Source organism: Sorangium sp. So ce321 (genome assembly GCF_051530195.1).
Taxonomy (GTDB): domain Bacteria; phylum Myxococcota_A; class Polyangia; order Polyangiales; family Polyangiaceae; genus Sorangium.
On sequence record NZ_CP150329.1, the window covers coordinates 11,379,022 to 11,396,755 of the forward strand.

General features: G+C 73.3%; 15 protein-coding genes. 7 read left to right on the forward strand and 8 right to left on the reverse strand.

The window, feature by feature from the left end; translation table 11 throughout:
• Positions 1-39: 39 nt before the first annotated feature.
• The 4 genes from WME89_RS42190 to WME89_RS42205 all read left to right on the forward strand — a co-directional run bounded on the left by WME89_RS42190 (position 40) and on the right by WME89_RS42205 (position 5,405).
• Positions 40-465 (forward strand): HIT family protein, encoded by a 426-nt coding sequence (locus WME89_RS42190; protein ID WP_438005239.1) that lies wholly within the window; start codon positions 40-42, stop codon positions 463-465.
• Between the two features lie 659 nt (positions 466-1,124).
• The gene (locus WME89_RS42195; protein ID WP_438005240.1) at positions 1,125-1,790 is read left to right on the forward strand and encodes a carbonic anhydrase; all 666 of its coding nucleotides are present in this window, start codon (positions 1,125-1,127) and stop codon (positions 1,788-1,790) included.
• 51 nt (positions 1,791-1,841) lie between these two features.
• A complete protein-coding gene (locus WME89_RS42200) occupies positions 1,842-3,467 on the forward strand; it encodes a SulP family inorganic anion transporter (protein ID WP_438005241.1) in 1,626 nt (541 codons plus the stop codon).
• Positions 3,468-3,935: 468 nt separating this feature from the next.
• Positions 3,936-5,405, forward strand: coding sequence for an FAD-binding oxidoreductase (locus WME89_RS42205; protein ID WP_438005242.1), 1,470 nt, complete (start codon positions 3,936-3,938; stop codon positions 5,403-5,405).
• Between the two features lie 124 nt (positions 5,406-5,529).
• Here the strand turns inward: WME89_RS42205 and WME89_RS42210 are convergent, their stop codons facing one another.
• Positions 5,530-5,895, reverse strand: coding sequence for a hypothetical protein (locus tag WME89_RS42210; protein WP_438005243.1), 366 nt, complete (start codon positions 5,893-5,895; stop codon positions 5,530-5,532).
• Between the two features lie 9 nt (positions 5,896-5,904).
• Positions 5,905-6,192: a hypothetical protein gene (locus tag WME89_RS42215; RefSeq protein WP_438005244.1), complete on the reverse strand. Its 288-nt coding sequence runs from the start codon at positions 6,190-6,192 to the stop codon at positions 5,905-5,907.
• A 19-nt stretch (positions 6,193-6,211) separates the two neighbouring features.
• On the opposite strand from WME89_RS42215, the gene WME89_RS42220 reads away from it, so the two are divergent.
• Positions 6,212-6,607 carry a hypothetical protein gene (locus WME89_RS42220; RefSeq protein ID WP_438005245.1) on the forward strand — a complete coding sequence of 132 codons (396 nt, stop codon included), beginning with the start codon at positions 6,212-6,214 and terminating at the stop codon, positions 6,605-6,607.
• A 154-nt stretch (positions 6,608-6,761) separates the two neighbouring features.
• Here WME89_RS42220 and WME89_RS42225 read toward each other — a convergent pair whose 3' ends face one another.
• From WME89_RS42225 to WME89_RS42235, 3 genes are all read right to left on the reverse strand, one after another.
• Entirely contained in the window at positions 6,762-7,619 is an 858-nt protein-coding gene (locus tag WME89_RS42225; protein WP_438005246.1) for a hypothetical protein, read from the reverse strand.
• 104 nt (positions 7,620-7,723) lie between these two features.
• On the reverse strand, positions 7,724-8,716 hold the full coding sequence (locus WME89_RS42230; protein ID WP_438005247.1) for a hypothetical protein: 993 nt from the start codon (positions 8,714-8,716) through the stop codon (positions 7,724-7,726).
• 7 nt (positions 8,717-8,723) lie between these two features.
• On the reverse strand, positions 8,724-10,457 hold the full coding sequence (locus WME89_RS42235) for a protein kinase domain-containing protein (protein ID WP_438005248.1): 1,734 nt from the start codon (positions 10,455-10,457) through the stop codon (positions 8,724-8,726).
• A 628-nt stretch (positions 10,458-11,085) separates the two neighbouring features.
• On the opposite strand from WME89_RS42235, the gene WME89_RS42240 reads away from it, so the two are divergent.
• Positions 11,086-12,447: a sigma 54-interacting transcriptional regulator gene (locus WME89_RS42240; protein WP_438005249.1), complete on the forward strand. Its 1,362-nt coding sequence runs from the start codon at positions 11,086-11,088 to the stop codon at positions 12,445-12,447.
• Between the two features lie 147 nt (positions 12,448-12,594).
• Here the strand turns inward: WME89_RS42240 and WME89_RS42245 are convergent, their stop codons facing one another.
• Positions 12,595-15,102 (reverse strand): beta-glucosidase, encoded by a 2,508-nt coding sequence (locus tag WME89_RS42245; protein ID WP_438005250.1) that lies wholly within the window; start codon positions 15,100-15,102, stop codon positions 12,595-12,597.
• 290 nt (positions 15,103-15,392) lie between these two features.
• Complete coding sequence (locus tag WME89_RS42250; protein WP_438005251.1) at positions 15,393-16,130, reverse strand: hypothetical protein; 738 nt, start codon at positions 16,128-16,130, stop codon at positions 15,393-15,395.
• A 325-nt stretch (positions 16,131-16,455) separates the two neighbouring features.
• Here WME89_RS42250 and WME89_RS42255 point away from each other — a divergent pair, with 325 nt between their 5' ends.
• Positions 16,456-17,064, forward strand: coding sequence for a hypothetical protein (locus WME89_RS42255; protein WP_438005252.1), 609 nt, complete (start codon positions 16,456-16,458; stop codon positions 17,062-17,064).
• On the opposite strand, the gene WME89_RS42260 is transcribed toward WME89_RS42255, so the two are convergent.
• Positions 17,053-17,730, reverse strand: coding sequence for an RNA ligase family protein (locus WME89_RS42260; RefSeq protein ID WP_438005253.1), 678 nt, complete (start codon positions 17,728-17,730; stop codon positions 17,053-17,055). The genes WME89_RS42255 and WME89_RS42260 overlap by 12 nt on opposite strands.
• Between the last annotated feature and the right edge of the window lie 4 nt (positions 17,731-17,734).

A 17,734-nucleotide genomic window follows, 5' to 3' on the forward strand; every position in this document is an offset into this window, starting at 1 on the left:
TGACGCCGGCCCCGGGGCGCGGCATCGCTCGGGGTCGCCTTGCCCGCTCGCCCTTGCATCTTTTGCAGCATCGTCCGGGGCGAAACGCCGGCCTACGTCGTGCTCGACGAGCCGGACGTGATCGCGTTCCTGGACACCCGCCCGCTCTTCCCCGGCCACTGCCTGCTGATCCCGCGCGTCCACCACGAGGTGCTCACCGACCTCCCTGCCGCGCTCGTGGGTCCGCTCTTCACGACCGCGCAGCGCCTCGCGCGCGCCGTGGAGTCGGCGCTCTCCGCAGATGGCTTCTTCGTCGCGATCAACAACCGCGTCAGCCAGAGCGTCCCCCACCTGCACGTCCATGTGGTGCCGCGCCGTCAAAAGGACGGTCTGAAGGGCTTCTTCTGGCCTCGTTACAAATATGCGAGTGAGCGCGAGATGTGCGACGTTCGTGACGCCATCGTGACCGCGTGCGCGGACGGTTGAATCCCGCAGGAAGAACGGTTATCTGGACGTGGAGCCGTCCTAGCTCAGGCGCGAGGCATCCGTCCTTGAGCGGCGCATTTTGCCACACTCCGGGGTTTCGCCCGGGTGGCGTCTTGCGACGCACCGAGCCCGCCGCCAGGTTAAGGAATAGAGCGGGTCTCTCCCCGGTTCGATGGGCCGACAAGCTGTCTCATCCTGAACGATGCTAGGCCTTCGGTCATATTTCCCCCGGATCGCGCTGCTCTTCGCGCTGATCCTCGCGCCGGTTATGCTGGCACGGGGGAACATCAGCCGCGTTGAAACGAGCAACCCCGATGTTTCGGGCGCGTTTCGTAGCGGGTCCGCCGAACCTGACCACGTTGATGTCGAGGCCTTGCAGCCGCCGTCCCGCAGCGGGACCCACCGTACCCGCGCGATGCGCTCGGTGGCGAACGCGGGCGCCGCACCGCCGCGCGTCCTGCTCGTCGCCGACCTCCGGCTCGTCCGCACCCCCTCGCCCGTCCCTCACCCTCCCGTCCGTCGCCCTCCACCACGCCTGCTGAACTGATCGGCTAGCTCCGGCCCCGAGGCGCTCGCCTCAGGGACGGAGGAGCTGGAAACGGAGGTGTTCACGACGACAGCCGCGCTGGAGCAGCGCGGCCAATCTGAGGGTTTGTTCAATGCAGAAGCTAGCTGACGGGTTGCACAAGTTCCATGCCGAGGTCTGCCGCACACATGAGGATCTCTTCCGCCACCTGGCGAGGGGTCAGCGGCCTGAGGCGCTGTTCATCACGTGCTCGGACAGCCGGATCAACCCGAACCTGATCACGCAGACCCAGCCGGGCGACATCTTCATCGTGCGCAACGTCGGCAACATCGTGCCGCCGTACGGCGCCAGCAACGGCAGCGAGGCCGCGGCGATCGAGTTCGCGGTGGCGCACCTCGAGGTCAAGCACATCATCGTCTGCGGTCACACGCTGTGCGGCGCGATGCGCGGGCTGCTCGATCCCTCGGGCCTCGACGAGATGCCGTCGGTCAAGTCGTGGCTCCAGCACGCGGAGCTGACGCGCCGGCTGGTGCACGAGAACTACCCGCACATCGAAGGGGAGGATCGGCTGACGATCACGGTCGAGGAGAACGTGCTCGCCCAGATCGAGAACCTCCGCACGCATCCGACGGTCCGCGCGCGCCTCGCGCGCGGCGAGCTCTCTCTCTACGCCTGGGTCTTCAAGATCGAGACCGGGCAGGTCTTTCAGTTCGAGCACACCACCGGCCAGTTCGGTCCGATGGCCGAGGCGCCCCCGTTGGCGCTCCCGGAGACTGCGGTCTTCCGGCGAGCCATCTGAGCGCCTGACAGGCAAGGACCCAAGACCTCACTCGAACAAGAGAGCCATCCGATGCAGTTCCAGAATGCCACTCAAGCAAGCGCGGGGGCGGAGCACGCCGGCACCCCTGTCTTCACCGCCGCGAGCGATGCAGCAGCCCGGGGGGCGCCGCAGGCGGCACCCGAGAAGGAGAGCGCGCCCCCGCTCGACCCGCGCCTCAGCGCGAACCTCAAGTACGATATCCCCGCCGGCCTGGTCGTCTTCCTCGTCGCCCTGCCGCTCTGCCTGGGCATCGCGCTCGCGTCGGGGGCCCCTCTCCTGTCCGGCATCGTCGCCGGCATCATGGGCGGGCTGATCATCCCGCTCGTGAGCCGCGCCCAGCTCAGCGTGAGCGGCCCGGCGGCGGGCCTCGCGGCCATCGTGCTCGCGGGCATCACCAGCCTGCAGAGCTTCCAGGCCTTCGCCATGGCCGTGGTGATCGGCGGCGTCCTGCAGCTCGCGCTCGGCGTGCTGAAGGCGGGCGCGATCAGCCACTTCTTCCCCTCATCGGTCATCAAGGGGATGCTCGCGGCCATCGGCGTCCTGCTGATCCTGAAGCAGCTGCCCCACGCCGTCGGCTTCGACAAGGACAACTTCGCCTCCGAGTCGTTCAAGGCCGACGGCGGGAACACCTTCACGATGCTGGGCCAGGCGACGCAGGCGATCGAGTGGGGCGCGTTCCTCCTCAGCGCCGTCTGCCTCGCCATCCTGGTCGGGTGGGAGAAGTCGCGCCTCGCGAAGATCTCCTGGCTGCCCGCCCCCCTGGCCGCGGTGCTCGTCGCGACGCTCGGCAACGAGCTGTTCAAGGTGGCGGTCCCATCCCTCGCGCTCGAGCAGAAGCACCTCGTGTCGCTGCCCACCGGCGATCTGTTCAGCGCGCTCCAGCAGCCGGAATGGTCCGCGATCCTGCGGCCCGAGGTCTGGGTGCTCGGCGTGACCCTGGCGATCGTCGCCAGCCTCGAGACGCTGCTCAACCTGGAGGCCGTCGACCGGATCGACCCGTGGCAACGCAAGTCGCCGCCGAACCGGGAGCTCGTCGCGCAGGGGCTCGCCAACGTCGCCTCCGGGCTCGTCGGCGGTCTGCCGGTCACGTCGGTCATCGTCCGCAGCAGCGCCAACACGAACGCCGGCGCGCGCACGCGGGTCTCCGCCTTCACGCACGGCGCGCTCCTCCTGCTCGCCGTCGTGTTCGCCGCGGGGCTGCTCTCGCACATCCCGCTCGCGTGCCTCGCGACGATCCTGCTCGTGACGGGCTACAAGCTGGCCAAGCCGAAGATCTTCGCCGAGATGCACAAGCTCGGCTGGAGCCACTTCATCCCGTTCGTGGTGACGATCGTGGCCATCGTGCTGACCGATCTCCTGAAGGGCATCGCCATCGGCCTGGCGGTCGGCGTCCTGTTCGTGCTGAGGACGCAGATGAACCGCGTGTTCGACGTGATCCACGAAGGGGCGCGCGTGACCATCCGGTTCAACAAGGCGGCCTACTTCTTCACGCAGGGCAAGCTCGTCACGCTGTTCGAGCGGCTGCCGAGCGACACGCACGTGGTCGTCGACGCCCAGGGGGCTTCCTACATCGACCATGACGTCGCGGAGCTCATCCGGCGCTTCCAGCAGTCCGCCCCGCGCCGAAATATCCGCGTCGAAGTCCTCGGCCTGTAGAGCGGTTTTCAGCAGGAATTGGTACACCGTCGTCCGTCCTCCGTCTTCCGTGCTCGTCCTTCGTGCGCGTGCGCGTGCGCGTGCGCGATTCCCCGGAGTCAGCGCGCACGCGCACGAGCACGCGCATGGGGAAGACAGACGGAAGACGTGAGACGTGAGACGAAGGACGTCCGCATCAAACCCGAGCGAAAAGCGCTCTAGCCTAGAGCGACACGCACCCGCCCAGGGGCGGAGGGACGGAGGGGGGAAGTTGGCCCTTCCATTCGTTTCGAGCGACGCTGCACGGATGCGTCCTGCTCTCGATAGAACCAGCACGACAGGCAAAGTCTCCCTCCTCCCCGGCGCGGGTTGAGCATGGGCGCTGGAGCTGCCAGCGGAGCGCGGGGGGGCGCGGGCGGCGGCCTCGCTTATGTGGGGGGCGCTCCTCCGCCGCCGCGCCTGGAAGAGATCCCACGGAAGCCGCTCTGCTTGCTCCAGGGGTACGGGGGGCTGCACCAGTCGTGCGGGGACCTCTACACCCCGACCTCGGTCGAGCAGCTCCGGGTGCTGTTCCGCATGGCGACGCGGACGGGGCGCAGGATCACGTTCCGCGCCGGGGCCCAGTCGTTCGACGGGCAGGCGCTGAACGACGACCTCGTGATCTCGATGAGCCACTTCGACGCCATCGAGATCGACGTGGAGGGGGCGCGCATGACCGTGGGCGCAGGCGCCACGTGGGGCGCCATCGCCCGTGAGCTCGCCGCGCGCGGCTTCGTGCCGTACACGGCCGTATCGACGAGCTACGCCACCGCGGGGGGCACCGTCTCGGGGGACTGCCTCTCTCGCTTCTCGGGCACCGCCGGCAAGGAGGGGCACTACGTCGAGCGGCTGACGCTCCTCACCCTCGACGGGCAGCTGCTCTCGCTAGGCCGCGACGAGGCGACGAGCGCGCTGTTCCACGCGGTGATCGGCGGCCTCGGCTACCTCGGCGCGGTGATCGACGTCACGTACCGCGTCGCCCGCGTCGCCCCGGCCGGGACGCCGATCCGGGTAGAGACCCAGGCGACGCGCTGCACGTCGTTCGAGGAGCTCGCCGCGACGCTCGTCCCCCGCCCCGAGCTGCTCCTGCGCTCGGAAGGAGGCAGCGCGGACGAGGACGGATGGATCCCCGAGGCGCTGTTCTCGATCGCCTTCCAGACGCTCGACGGGAGCAGGGGGATGATCCTCCGGTCGCGGTACGTCGCGGGGACGTCGCTCGAGCTCCGCCCGCTGCTCACCCATCGCCCCCGGCACGCGCTCCGCGTGCCGATCGAGTGGCTGATGCGCGCGTCCGTGGTGAGCCGGGGTGTCTGGACGATCATCGACCGGTTCATCTTCGACGTCTCGCGGCCGTACGTCGATGAGCTCATGGGCTACCTGTTCTTCATGGACGGCAACGTCCTCGCGAAGCGCATCGCGCAGACCTTCGGGGTGCACATGACGACGGTGCAGCAGGCCTTCATGATCCCGTACGACCCGGGCGCCCCGGAAGACAGCCTGCGCCGGCTCGCCAGCTTCCTGAGCAAGGTCGACGAGATCGCCACCCGGGACGAGATCCCGCCGCTGCTGCTCGATGTGCTGCACATCCAGGGCGACCGGTTCCTCCTCTCGGCGAACCACGGGACCGATGGCTTCGCGGTGACGCTCGCGTTCCAGGCCTCGGACGAAGACAGCGTGTGCCGTATCCGCCTGCGGCTCACCGAGCTCAGCGCGCACACCCTCGAGCTCGGCGGCCGGGTCTACCTGGTGAAGAACGTCCATGCGATGGCCGAGCACCTCCAGGCGATGTACGCGCACGCGCTCCCGGAGTTCGTCCGGCTGAAGCAGCTCGTCGATCCCGACGGGCTGCTGCGCAACGAGTTCCTCGAGCGGGTGTTCCCCGCGCACTTCCGTCCGGCGCCACGGCTCGCCCGCCGGTGAGCACGGCGCGCCGCGAAGCACGGACGCCTTCCCCGGTTTCCAGCCCTCCAGCGGCGCGAGCACATGGCCGGGCTCACGGGCGGCTGACCGCGCCCGCGGCTGCCCGCGGCGCGGTCGAGAGCCTTCACCGACCTCGAGCGCCGCGCCCGCCGCCGAGCTTCCTGGCGCCGCCGCGCCTGCCGATCAGGAAGTCGAGCGCCTCGTCGACCTGATCATCGGTCATCGCGTGCCCCGCGCGCGGCTTGCCGAGCGACTTCGAAGGCCATTTCAGCCGGCGGAGCATCCTCGCGAGCGCCACCTGATCCTTGTGCGCCGGGTCCTTGCCGCCCCAGCCCACGAAGACGGGCACGCGCAGCCTGGTCTGCGCGCCGGAGCGCTCCAGGTGCCGCGCGCCGGACCCGCCGGCGAACGCCGCGTAGCCGTCGACCTGCAGCCGCCCGCGCATCGCCAGCGACGTCGCGTAGTACGCGCCGTTCGAGAAGCCGAACACGAGCACCCGCTAGAAGCGCCCGCCCGCGCGTCGCTCGAGCTCCGCGCGCGCGGTGTCCCACTCGGCGAGCAGGGCGTCCTCGTGGGCGGCCTGCGCGGCGGCGGAGGTGGGCCAGCACCACCAGTCCTCCATCGAGGACGCCGATCTCGACACCGCCCGCGGCCCGATGCCCCGCCGGCCGCGCGGCATCAGCACGGCGACGCCGCGCCGGGCGCCGGCCCGCGCCGCGCCCCGCTGCTGCGCCCACTGCCAGCCCGAATCAGGCTGAACGACGCCGTGGAGGAAGATCACCAGCACGCGCGGGCCAGGCGCTTCCTTGACCGGCAGGGAGGCGCACACGTCGCCCGGGAGCGCGATGAGCTCCGGCGCGCACCACCCCGCCGCCGGTGCGGTCGGCGCGGGCGCGGCTGACGCAGCCGCCGGCGTGGGCGCGGGCGCGGCTGACGCAGCCGCCGGCGTGGGCGCGGGCGCGGCTGACGCAGCCGCCGGCGTGGGCGCGGGCGCGGCTGACGCTGCGGCCGGCGTGGGCGGCGTGGGCGCGGCTGCCGCAGCGGCCGGCGTGGGCGCGGGCGCGGCTGCCGCTGCGGCCGGCGTGGGCGCGGCTGACGCTGCGGCCGGCGTGGGCGCGGGGGCAGCCGACACGGGGACGCCCGCGGCCAGGAGCGCGGCCAGGGACAGCACGATCGCGGGCGAGCGCATCGGCGCGCAGTAGCATTTCCACGCCGCCGCCAGGTAGAGCGGCGGTGCTCGCGGAGGCCCTCATCATCCGCGCGCCCTGCCGCGCGCCCCCTCCACGTTGCGCGGATAGCACCCCTGCCCTCGCGAGGAGCAGAATCGAAGGGGCCATCGCGCGCGGCCTCGCTCCGTCAGAGCCGCATCTCGAGGCCGGCGCCCGACGCGCTCACCCACGGGCCCACGGAGCCCGATCTGGCTGCGCTCGGCGCCGGGTCGCCGTTCAGCAGCAGGTAGAGCCCGATGCCCACGGCCGCGATGCCGACACCGCCGAGGGCGTCGCCGATGATCCCCTTGGCGCGCGCGGCGCTCGCGTCCGAGCCTCCGCTCGTGCGCGCGGAGCTCGCCTGCTTCAGGCCGGAGAGGCCGAGGACCGCTCCCCCGGCGACGAATGCGCCGCCCACGCCCATGACGACGATCGGGAGCGTCCGGCTCGGCGAAGCGTCGGAGGAATCAGCCACGGGGGGCAGCCCCCCGGCAGCCGATGCCTGCGCGGCCGCACCTGTGACGGGCGCGAGCGTGATCGGCACCTCGACCGAGGCGCCCGCGCCAACGGTGAACCGGGCCGAGGCAGCGCGGAACCCCGGAGCGCGCGCCACGAGCTCGTGCGCGCCCGGGTCCAGCTCGACGACCTGGCCCGGCGCCACGCGCAGCGGCTCGCCGTCGACGGCCAGCGTGAGCCCATCGACCTTGCCGGGCCTCACGGCGATCGTCGCGCGGCCGACGCGCCCCTCGAGCGCGGCGACCGCCTCCCGCGCCGGCCCGAGGTAAGGCGCGGTCGTCGATGCCGTCGGCTCGGCCAGGAACGCGCGAAAGCTGGCGAGCGCGTCGGCGAGGTGCCCGGACTCCTTCTGCGCCACGCCGAGGCTGTACCGCGTGAGGGGAGCCGGCTTGATCTCGAGCGAGCGCGCGTACAGCGCGCGCGCCTCCTCCCAGCGCCCCTGCCTGGCCAGCTTCGCGCCCTGGACGAACAGCACGCGTGCCGACTCCACGTCGCCTGAGCCCTGCGCAGACGCGGAGAGCGGGGACGCGGCCGTGAGCGATGCCGCGACGAGAAAGGCGCCGAGCCGTCCAGCGCGACAAGGAGAACGCGCCCTCATCGACACTCTCCGCTATGGCAGTCGGTCCCGTCAGGACACCTGTTGCCGCAAGCGCCGCAGTGCGCGTCGTTGTTCCACAGGTTCGTCTCGCAGTGGTGCGCGGCGTCCCCGTCGCAATCGGCAAAATGGGCGTTGCAGGTCGCGGCGCCGCCAGAGCCGCTGCTCGCGCTGCTGGCTGCGCCTCCGCCGCCCTCGCCGCTCCCGCTGCCCGGGCCGCCAGCGCCGCTCCCGCTCCCCGGGCCGCCAGCGCCGCTCCCGCTCCCGGGGCCGCCAGCGCCGCTCCCGCTCCCCGGGCCGCCAGCGCCGCTCCCGCTCCCCGGGCCGCCAGCGCCGCTCCCGCTCCCCGGGCCGCCAGCGCCGCTCCCGCTGCCCGGGCCGCCAGCGCCGCTCCCGCTCCCCGGGCCGCCAGCGCCGCTCCCGCTGCCCGGGCCGCCAGCGCCGCTCCCGCTGCCCGCGCCGCCAGCGCCGCTCCCGCTGCCCGCGCCGCTGGTAGCGCTCTCGCCGCCGCCGCTCGCGCTGGTTGTCGCGCTGCCGCTGCTCGTGCCAGCACCGCTTCCGCTGCTCGCGCTCCCGCCGCTGGCCGCGCTCTCACCGCCGCCGCTGGCTGCGCTCTCGCCGCCGCCGCCGGCCGCGCTCTCGCCGCCGCCGCCGGCCGCGCTCTCGCCGCCGCCGCCGGCCGCGCTCTCGCCGCCGCCGCTGGCCGCGCTCTCGCTGACGCCGCTGGCCGCGCTCTCACCGCCGCCGCTGTCGTCGCTGCTGCTCGCCGTCGAGCCGCTGATCCTGTTGGGATCGCCGCCGCCGCTGCCGTCGTCGGCTTGATCCTCCTGCTCCCCGGCCTCCTCCGTCTCGTCCGGCTTGTCGGACAGCTCCGCGCCGATGAGCGCGGAGCAGCCGCCCGGCCCGATCGCCGCCGCGGCGAGCGCGACCAGGAGGAGCAGCAGGTCGCCAGAGCCGCGGACGGAGCAAGACTTCACCCCAGAATTGCGCATGACCACCTCAAAAATCCGGCGCCGTCGGGAGCGGCATCGACGTTGTTCCGGGCTTCGGACGCGCGGGCGGCTCGGCGGACCGGGCGGACGGTTCGACCCGAGGAGCGCGCCGCTCGCCGCGCCGAGCCGGCGGCTCGGCCCGCTGCGCAGGGGGCTCGGCCCGTGGCTCGGACGGCTCGTCCCATGGATACAGCAGCTCCTCCTCCGACTCGGGCGACGCGGGCGCCGCGGGCAGCACGACCCGCCGCGGGAGCGGCTCTTCAGCCGGCGCGGTCCTCACAGGAACGCCGGAAGCCGCCGCGCGCGGCGCCCCCTCATCGGCGGGCGCGGCCGCCGCGGCGGACACCGCCGGGGTCGCCTCCCTGGGGACCAGCGTGGCGCCCGGATCCACAGCAGGAGCGACGGCTGCGGCCACCGGCTGCGCGGTGCCAGCGCTCGCGCTCCCACCCCGCACGTTCAGCCCCATCACGACGATCACCGGCGCAACGAAGGCGGCGAGAACCCCGACCAGGAGCGCCTTCTGCAGCCGGAAATGGGGAGTGAACCCGATCGGCGCGCCGCTCGGGACCTCCATCATCCTGATCGTGCCGCCCCGCGGCCCGGCGGGCGTGTTCGACGGCTCCGGCGCCGCGAGCAGCGTCCCCCCTGCGCCGCGACGCCGCTGCGCCACCGGCGGTCCGGACACGGTGCCCGTGACCGCCAGCGCCGCCCGCTCCATGGTGCTCGGCGACTCCGCCCCTCGCGCGAGCCACTGGTGCTCGAGCGACGTGCCCGCCGCGTCCGCCGTGATCCCGCGCTCGATCGCCCAGGACGCCAGCGCGCGGCCGAGCGCGCGCATCGACGGCCATCGCTCGGCCGGCTTCTTGGCCAGCCCTCGCCGGATGATCGCCCAGAGCTCCTCGTCGCCGGCAGCGAGCTCGGTCGTCGGCACCGGCTCCCTGTTGAAGATCGCCGAGATCACCGCGCCGAGCGACTCCCCGCTGAACGGCCGCTGCCCGGTGATGAGCTCGTAAAGCACCACGCTGAAGGCCCAGACGTCGGTCTGCTCCCCGACCGCCATCTGGCCGTCGGCCTGCTCCGGCGACATGTACTCCGGGCTGCCGACGATCATCCCTCGCTGCGTGATCGCAGGGCTTGCCATGTTGGCCAGCTTGGCGATGCCGAAGTCGACCACCTTCGGGACATGGCCGCCCGCCCCGTCGGGCACGACGAGGATGTTCGCAGGCTTGATGTCGCGGTGGACGATGCTCTGCGCATGCGCGGTCGCGAGGGCACACGCGACCGGCAAGAGCATCTGGACCGCCTGCCCCGCCGGCATGGGACCGTTCTCCTCCAGCCAGTTCGAGAGCGACGTGCCCTCGAGGAGCTCCATCACCAGGAACGGCTCGCCCGAGTCGGTCTCGCCGAAATCGAACACGCGCACGATCGCCGGATGCCCGAGCCTCGCCGTCGCGCGCGCCTCCCGGAGCAGCCGCTCGGCGGCGTGGGCGTCGAACTGCTCCTCGTGGAGCACCTTGATCGCGACGTCGACGTCGAGCCACAAGCTGCGCGCGCGCCACACGGTCCCCATGCCGCCGGCGCCGAGCCGGCCCACGATCTGGTACTTGCCGGCGAGGACCTCGCCCACGGCGCGCTCCCTCTGCGGCAGCCCGCGGACGCAGGACGAAACCCCGCCCGTGCTCGCATCGCCTCTCCTGGCGAACGATGTGCTCTGGCCGGGGACCTGGTGCTCGTCCTTCATGGGTCGTCCTTCTGCTTCTCGAAAGCAAGCGGCGAACCACGAGCCACTTCCCGGCCTCGTCCGGCGCCAGCGCGACAAAAAGCGCAGCCAGCGTCCTTTCGCGCGCAGGACCAAAGGCGAGCTCAGCGTTGGTCCGTCCTTTCTTGCAGCAACGAGTGAAAGGACCGTCACTCCTCGCGGAGAATCGGTCGCGCGCATCGGTCACGCTGAGGCAATTCGCATCAGGTTCTTTCGAAGGAGCAAGGCGCTCTCCGCGATCGAGGCCCAAGCGCTCTGCTCATGACCTCGATCCGTGCATGAACGCGCCGCATCGAGCTGCCCTCGGGCCCCCGTCGCCCTTGGCCGTCACCGGGGCCCGGAAGATTGCAGCCAGCTCGGCCCGCGGCGGCGCGGCGCTCGGCCCGCGGCGGCGCCGCGCTCGGCCCGTGGCGGCGCGGCGCTCGGCCCGCGGCGCCAGGAGGGCGAGCGACGCGCACCATGGGCGCACCCCCTCGGGAAGATCCTCATCGCTGCGCTCCGCGCTACACTCGGCAACAACGTGGTGCCCACTGCGCGCGAGACCACCCTGGACGAGTCTTTCGGCTCGGGATCGGAGCACCTGCGTCCCAGGAGGCCGATACCTGGGCTGGTGCTCATCTTCTCCGTGGACAGGCCCCGCTGCGACGTCCTCCCGCTGAAGGACGGCGAGCTCGAGCTCGGGCGCGGCGAGGTCGGCGGCGTCCCCCTGGACGACCTGCGCATGTCGCGACGGCACGCGCGCGTGCGCTGGAGCCAGGGCCAGTGGGAGATCGAGGATCTCGACAGCCGCAACGGCACGTCGGTCGACGGCGTCCCGCTGACCGGCACACGCGCGGGAGGCGAGCCGCGCTTCGTGCGCACGGGCTCGTCGGTGTTCGTGATCCAGGCCGACGTGGAGCCGTTCCGGGCGGGGATCTCCACGGCCGGCGGCACGATCCTCGGGCCGACCCTCGCCCGCTCGTGGGACGCGATCGATCGCGCGGCGCGCTCCGGGACGGTGCTGCACATCACCGGCGAGAGCGGGACCGGCAAGGAGCACGCGGCGCGCGCCTTCCACGCCCTCGGCCCGCGGCGCGGCGGGCCGTTCGTCGCCGTGAACTGCGCCGCCATCCCCGCCGGCCTCGCCGAGCGGCTGCTCTTCGGCGCGCGCCGGGGCGCGTACTCGGGCGCCGGGACGGACGCCGAGGGCTACGTGCAGGCCGCCAGCGGCGGGGTGCTCTTCCTCGACGAGGTGGCCGAGCTCGATCTCGGGGTGCAAGCGAAGCTGCTCCGGGCGATCGAGGCGAGGGAGGTGCTCCCCCTCGGCGCCTCGCGGCCGGTGCCGGTGGACTTCGCGCTGGTGTCCGCGACCCACAAGGACCTGCGCGCGGAGGTGGCCGCAGGGAAGCTCCGCGAGGATCTCTTCTTCCGCATCGCGCAGCCGACCGTCCGCATTCCGCGGCTGTGCGAGCGGCCGGAGGAGATCCCGTGGATCGTCGACGCGGCGCTGCGGAGCGCCGGGGCGGCCACCGGGGGCGGGCAGGAGAGCGCGCCGCTCTCGGCCCACGTGACGCTGCTCGAGGCGTGCCTGCTGCGCGCGTGGCCCGGCAACGTCCGGGAGCTGATGGCGGAGATCCGCGCGGCGGCGCAGGAGGCGCAGAGCGCGAGGAGCCAGGTAGTCCAGGCGCGGCACCTGTCGTCCGCGGCCGGGCACGCCTTCGCCCCGCCGCAGCCGAGCGCGCCGGAGCTGCTCGCGCCGAGAGCGGCGGCGCAGGGCTCGCGGCCGCAGCTGGCCGCGGCCGGCGAGCGCTCGGCACGGCGGCCGGCGTCGCTGCCCGCCGACGAAGCCATCGAGGAGGCGCTGCGCCGTGAGGGCGGGAACGTGGCGCGCACGGCCCGGGCGCTCGGCGTGCACCGCACGCAGCTCCGCCGCTGGCTCGGCCGGCGCTCGACGACCGACGAGGCCGGCGACGACGAGGAAGCCGAGGGGTAGGCCCGCGCGCCGCCCCGGAGCGGGGTGGAGCTCGGAGCCGAACAGGACGGCGGGAAGGCGGAAGCTCGATGACCTCCGCGGCTCCCCGCCCTCGCGGGGGCGCCCTCCGGGCGAACGCGACGGCCGCCCGGAGCTGCGCGGCCGATCTCAGGCGTCCAGCACCGTCACCCCGGCCTGCCTCGTCAGGACGGTGGCCGAGTGTCCCGCGTGCAGCGTGTACGCGCCGGGCTCGATCTGCCAGCCGCCCGACGCCCAGTGCGCGAAGGCCCGCGGCTCCACGGTGACGGCGATCTCGACCGTCTGGCCGGGCTCGGCGTCGATGGTGGCGAAGCCGGCGAGCCAGAGCACGGGGCGCTCGACCTCGGAGTCCGGCCGCGACAGGTAGAGCTGGACCACGTGCCGCCCGCGGCGGGGCCCCGCGTTGCGGACCCGCACCCGCGCCTCGACGGCCGCGCCCGGGGCGACGCTCGGCGGCGCGTCCACGTCGAGGATCTCCCAGCGCGTGTAGCCCAGGCCATGCCCGAACGGGTAGGCCGGGGTGACGCCGGCGCGGGCCCAGGCCCGGTACCCGATGTGCAGGCCCTCGGCGTAGACGAGCTTGCCGTTGTCGGGCTTCGTCGAGAGCACGGGCACGTCCTCCTCCCGCGACGGCCAGGTCGTGGGCAGGCGGCCGCCGGGCTCCACGGCGCCGAGCAGCACGTCGGCGACGGCGTTGCCGAACTCCTGGCCCGGGAACCACGTGAGGAGCACCGCGGCGACCTCCTCGCGCCAGGGCATGGTGACCGGCCCGCCAGAGTTCACCAGCACGATGGTGCGGGGGTTCACGGCCGCGACAGCGCTGACCAGCTCGTCCTGGCGGCCGGGGAGCGCGAGCGAGCTCCGGTCGAAGCCCTCGCTCTCGATCGCCTCCGTGGTGCCGACGACGACGATCGCGACGTCGGAGGAGCGCGCCAGCTCCACGGCGCGCGCCAGCTCTTCGTCCCCGGGCAGCGCGGGGACCTCGACGCCGAGGGAGAACGCCACCGCGAACGTGTCCGGGGCGACGGTGTGCGTGAGGGCGACGTCGATCTCCTGACCCGCGGCGAGGGACAGCTCGGCCGCCCGCTGCGGCGGGGCGAGCAGCTGCGCGGCGAGGTCGTCCTTGTCCGGGGCGACCGTCTCGTCGAAGAGGACCTGCCCGCCGGCGGTGAGGCGGTAGGCGCCCACGCCGGCGACGCCGAGCTGGTAGCGGCCGGCCTCGGCGGCCCGGAGCCGCGTCGTCACCTCGATCGTGGAGGCCTGGTTGGCGCGGAGGTCCCCGATGAACGTGAGCCGACCCACGGCGCGGTGCTCCTCGTGCATGACGCCGCCCTTCGCGTCGAGGAGCCGCACGTGCACGCCGTGCTCGCCGGTCACGGGGTCGGTCACCTGGTCGCCGGACACGGGCACGAGGCCCTCCTCGCTGCGGGCGCCGAGCGCGTGGCGCACCTCGACGCGCTGCCCCAGCGCGGCCCGCAGCCCGTCGAGCGGCGACACGGCGTAGTGCGGGTGCACGCTGGCGCTGCCGCCGCCCTGGATCCGCCCCTGCGCGGCGTTGGGGCCGATCACGGCGACGCGCTGCAGGCTGGCCGCGTCGAGGGGGAGCACGTCGCCGTGGTTGCGCGCGAGCACCATGCTGGCCGCGGCGGTCTCGCGGGCGAGCTTCGCGGCCGCGGCGGCGGGGAGCTGCGCGGGGGCGGGGGCGGCCGGCGCGACGCCCTCGAGCGCGCCGACCCGCGCGGCGAGGCGCAGCAGGCGGCGGACCTTCTCGTCGATGGCCTTCTCGGGCACCTCGCCGCTGCGGACGGCGGCGACGAGCGCGTCGCCCCATGGCCCCTTGGGGCCCGGCATGGCGAGGTCCATCCGCGCGCGCGCCGCGGCCACGGTGGAGCGGGTCGCGGTCCAGTCCGAGACGACGACGCCGTCGAAGCCCCACTCGTCGTCGAGCGGCGAGGCGAGCAGCGCGTTCTCGGTCATGGTCACGCCGTTGACCGCGTTGTAGGCGGCCATCACGAGCCACGCGCGCGCGCCGACGATCATCCGCTCGAACGGCGCGAGGTAGAGCTCGCGCAGCGTCCGCTCATCGATGCGGGCATCCAGGGTGAACCGCTCGGTCTCCGAGTCGTTGGCGACGTAGTGCTTGGGGGTGGCGCCGACGCCGTGGGCCTGGAGCCCGCGGACGTAGGCCGCGCCGATCCGGCCGGTCAGCAGCGGGTCCTCGGAGAAGCACTCGAAGTGCCTGCCGCCGAGCGGGCTGCGGTGCAGGTTGACCGTCGGCCCGAGGACGACGTCGACGCCCTTGCGCCGCGCCTCCGACGCGAGCAGGACGCCGAGGCGCTCCAGCAAGGCCTCGTCCCAGGTGGCCGCGAGGGCGGTGGGAGAAGGAAGGCTCACCGAGGGATCGCGCTCGTCCCACAGCTCGCCGCGCACGCCGACCGGGCCGTCCGAGACGACGATGCGGCGCAGGCCGATGGCGGGCTCGGCGTACGTGCTCCAGACGTCGGCGCCCGTCAGCAGGCGGACCTTCTGTTCGAGCGACAGCGCGGCGAGGGCGTCTGCCACCCGCCGTTCGACGGCCTCGGGCTGGTGTTCGATCCGGTTCCGATGAGGAGCAGCATGCGAGTCGGCGACGGCCATGAACCCTCCTGGAAGCGCAGAGACGCCGCCGCGCGAGGCGGCGGGCCAGCACGGTACTTAGAAGCTCCAGGAAACACCAGGTTCACAGGACGGTGACGGTGGCTCGCGATCTCCCGAACCGTGGAGAGCGCTACCACCTGACGTCGAGTCGCCTCGTCGGCGCTTGCTCTCGAGCTCGCTTGCGCGAGCGATGGCTCGCGCGCCCGCGCCGGATCGCGCGATGTGGGATCGCGTGGGATTCATGAGCTGGGGATCGCGCGTGACGTACGTCCCTGCGGTCGACGGCGTGCTCAGGGACAGGCGCAGACCCCGCCGTGGTGCGAGCAGCACCCCCGCTTCACGTAGGTGCAGGTCGGCGAGAGCGTGCCGTCGCAGCAGCAGACGCGGCCCTCGGGAGCAGGCCGCTGTCCGGGGCGCGTTCCCGACCTGCCACCCGGCCGCGCGGCGGAGGGCGTCTCGGCGGCTTCCCGGGAGCGCTCCCTCGCGGCGCCGCGCTCCGCGGTCAGCCGCTGGCCTTTCTCGTGGGAGGCGCGCACCTGGGCCGCGCGCTCGTCCATCGGGTCGGCCCTGGCGAGGTAGCGGAGGAGCGCGTCGCAGGCCGCAGCGTCACCTTGCTGGGCGCAGGCGAGCTCGTCCGCAGCGAGCTCGAGGCTGGCCGCGTGGGCCGCCTCTTCTTGCCGGCGCGCCTCCTCGGCGGCCGCGAGCTCGGCGCGGCGGCGCTCGGCCTCCGCGGCCTCGAGGGCCTGCGTCTGGGCCGCGATCTGCGCCTGCCGCGCCTCGCGCTGCTGCCGGTGCGGGGCGACGAGGGACCTCGACGCGCGCAGATCGGCCTCGGCCTCCTCGCAGGTCGACGCGCACCGGTCGACGCGGGCCTGGGCCTCCAGCTCGAGCACGAGGCAATCCGGCTCGCTGCCGCAGCCGCGCGCCAGCCGGCGCCGGAAGCCGTCGTCCTGAAGGGCACCGTCGCCGCGATGGCAGGCGGCGAGGAGGGCGGCGAGGAGAGGCCAGGCGACGGCGAAGCGGGTCACGAGGGTATTCTTTCGTCGCTGGCGTGGAGACGTCGAGCCCTTGTGCGCCACGGAGCAAGACCGGAGGAGGAGCGCCGTCGTGCGCGCTGCTGCGAAGGTGCGAACGGGGGCGGACCGGAGCGGAGGGGAGCGCGCACGCGCACGCGCACGCGCACGCCGAGGCAAGACGGGAGACGGGAGACGGGAGACGGGAGACGGGAGACGGGAGACGGGAGACGGGAGACGGGAGACGGGGGACGGGGGACGGGGGACGGGGGACGGGAGACCTGTTGCGCAGCGCCGGGAGCGGCGCAATGCTCGCACGCCCTCGATCGGAGTCTCCGCCATGAGCCTGTCGACCGTGCTCCGCGTCCTTGGCCGCACCGACGGCGAGATCCACAGCGTGTTCCGCACCGGATCGCGCGTGTACGGCACGGCGACCGCGGAGTCCGACGAAGATTTCGTCGCCGTCCTCGGGCGCCGCGACGCGAAGCAGGACCTCGCGTTCTCGCCCGGCATCAACGTGGTCGTCCACGGCCTCGACACCTTCCGCGACGCCCTCGCCGCTCACAGCGTCTTCGCGCTCGAGTGCCTGTTCCTGCCGCCGGAGCACCGGCTCAAGGAGGCGCGGCCACCGCTGCCGTTCAAGCTCGACAGGAAGAAGCTCGCCGCGTCGGCCGCGAGCCGCTCCGCGTCCGACTTCAAGAAGGCCGGCGCCCGCTTCGACGAGGAGCCGGAGGCCTCGAAGAAGAAGCTCTTCCACGCGCTCCGGGTGCCGCTCTTCGCCGTCCAGATCGCCGAGTCCGGGGCGATCCACGACTATGGCGCCGCGAACCCGCACTGGCGCGAGATCGCCGCCGACGAGCGCCTCGACTGGGAGCATTACCGCGACGCCTATGGCCCGCTCCGCGAGCGCCTCTGCGAGCGGCTCGCGGCGCTGGCCTCACGGCGATAGCGCCTCTGCCGGCCCCGGCGCGAGCCGCTGCGCCCGGATCTCCTGGTGCATCCAGTGCTCGTCCGTCTGCACGTGCCCGCGCCGCACCCACTTGGCGAGCCGCCGCTGGAACACCGCGTCCGAGAACTCGCCCGCGACGCGCACCACCACCCCCTCCCGCGGGCCGCCGAACGCGGAGGGCTCGGCCGCGAGCGCGCTCGTCAGCGCCTCGAGCTCGCGCTCGCCCCCGACGGTGCCCCGGAACAGGACAGGCACCGTGGGCAGCCCCAGATCCCTCGCCTGGGCGACGACCATGTCCCACTCCCAGAAGAGCCCACGCGCGTCGTCACGCACGCCGAAGACCAGCGAATAGCCCGGCAGGGCGTCGTATTCGATGGAGTGGACTGCATAGCAATACTCGCAGAAGAGCGACATGCCCTCCGAGAGGACGTGCGCGATGCTCGCGTGCGTCGCCTTCGCCAGATCGAAGCTCGGGTGGGACGGAGGGCCCGAGTGCGAGCGCGAGAACACGCTCTTCCGCGTGTACGTGAGGTTGCTCCCGTCGCACTTCTCGGTGATGACGATCTCGACGCCGAGCAGCCCCGACACGTCCGCCATGCGCTTGTCGTCGGACGTGCCGCCGGGCGACCATGGCAGGTGGAACGAGCGAGGGTATTTGGCGGACATGGCG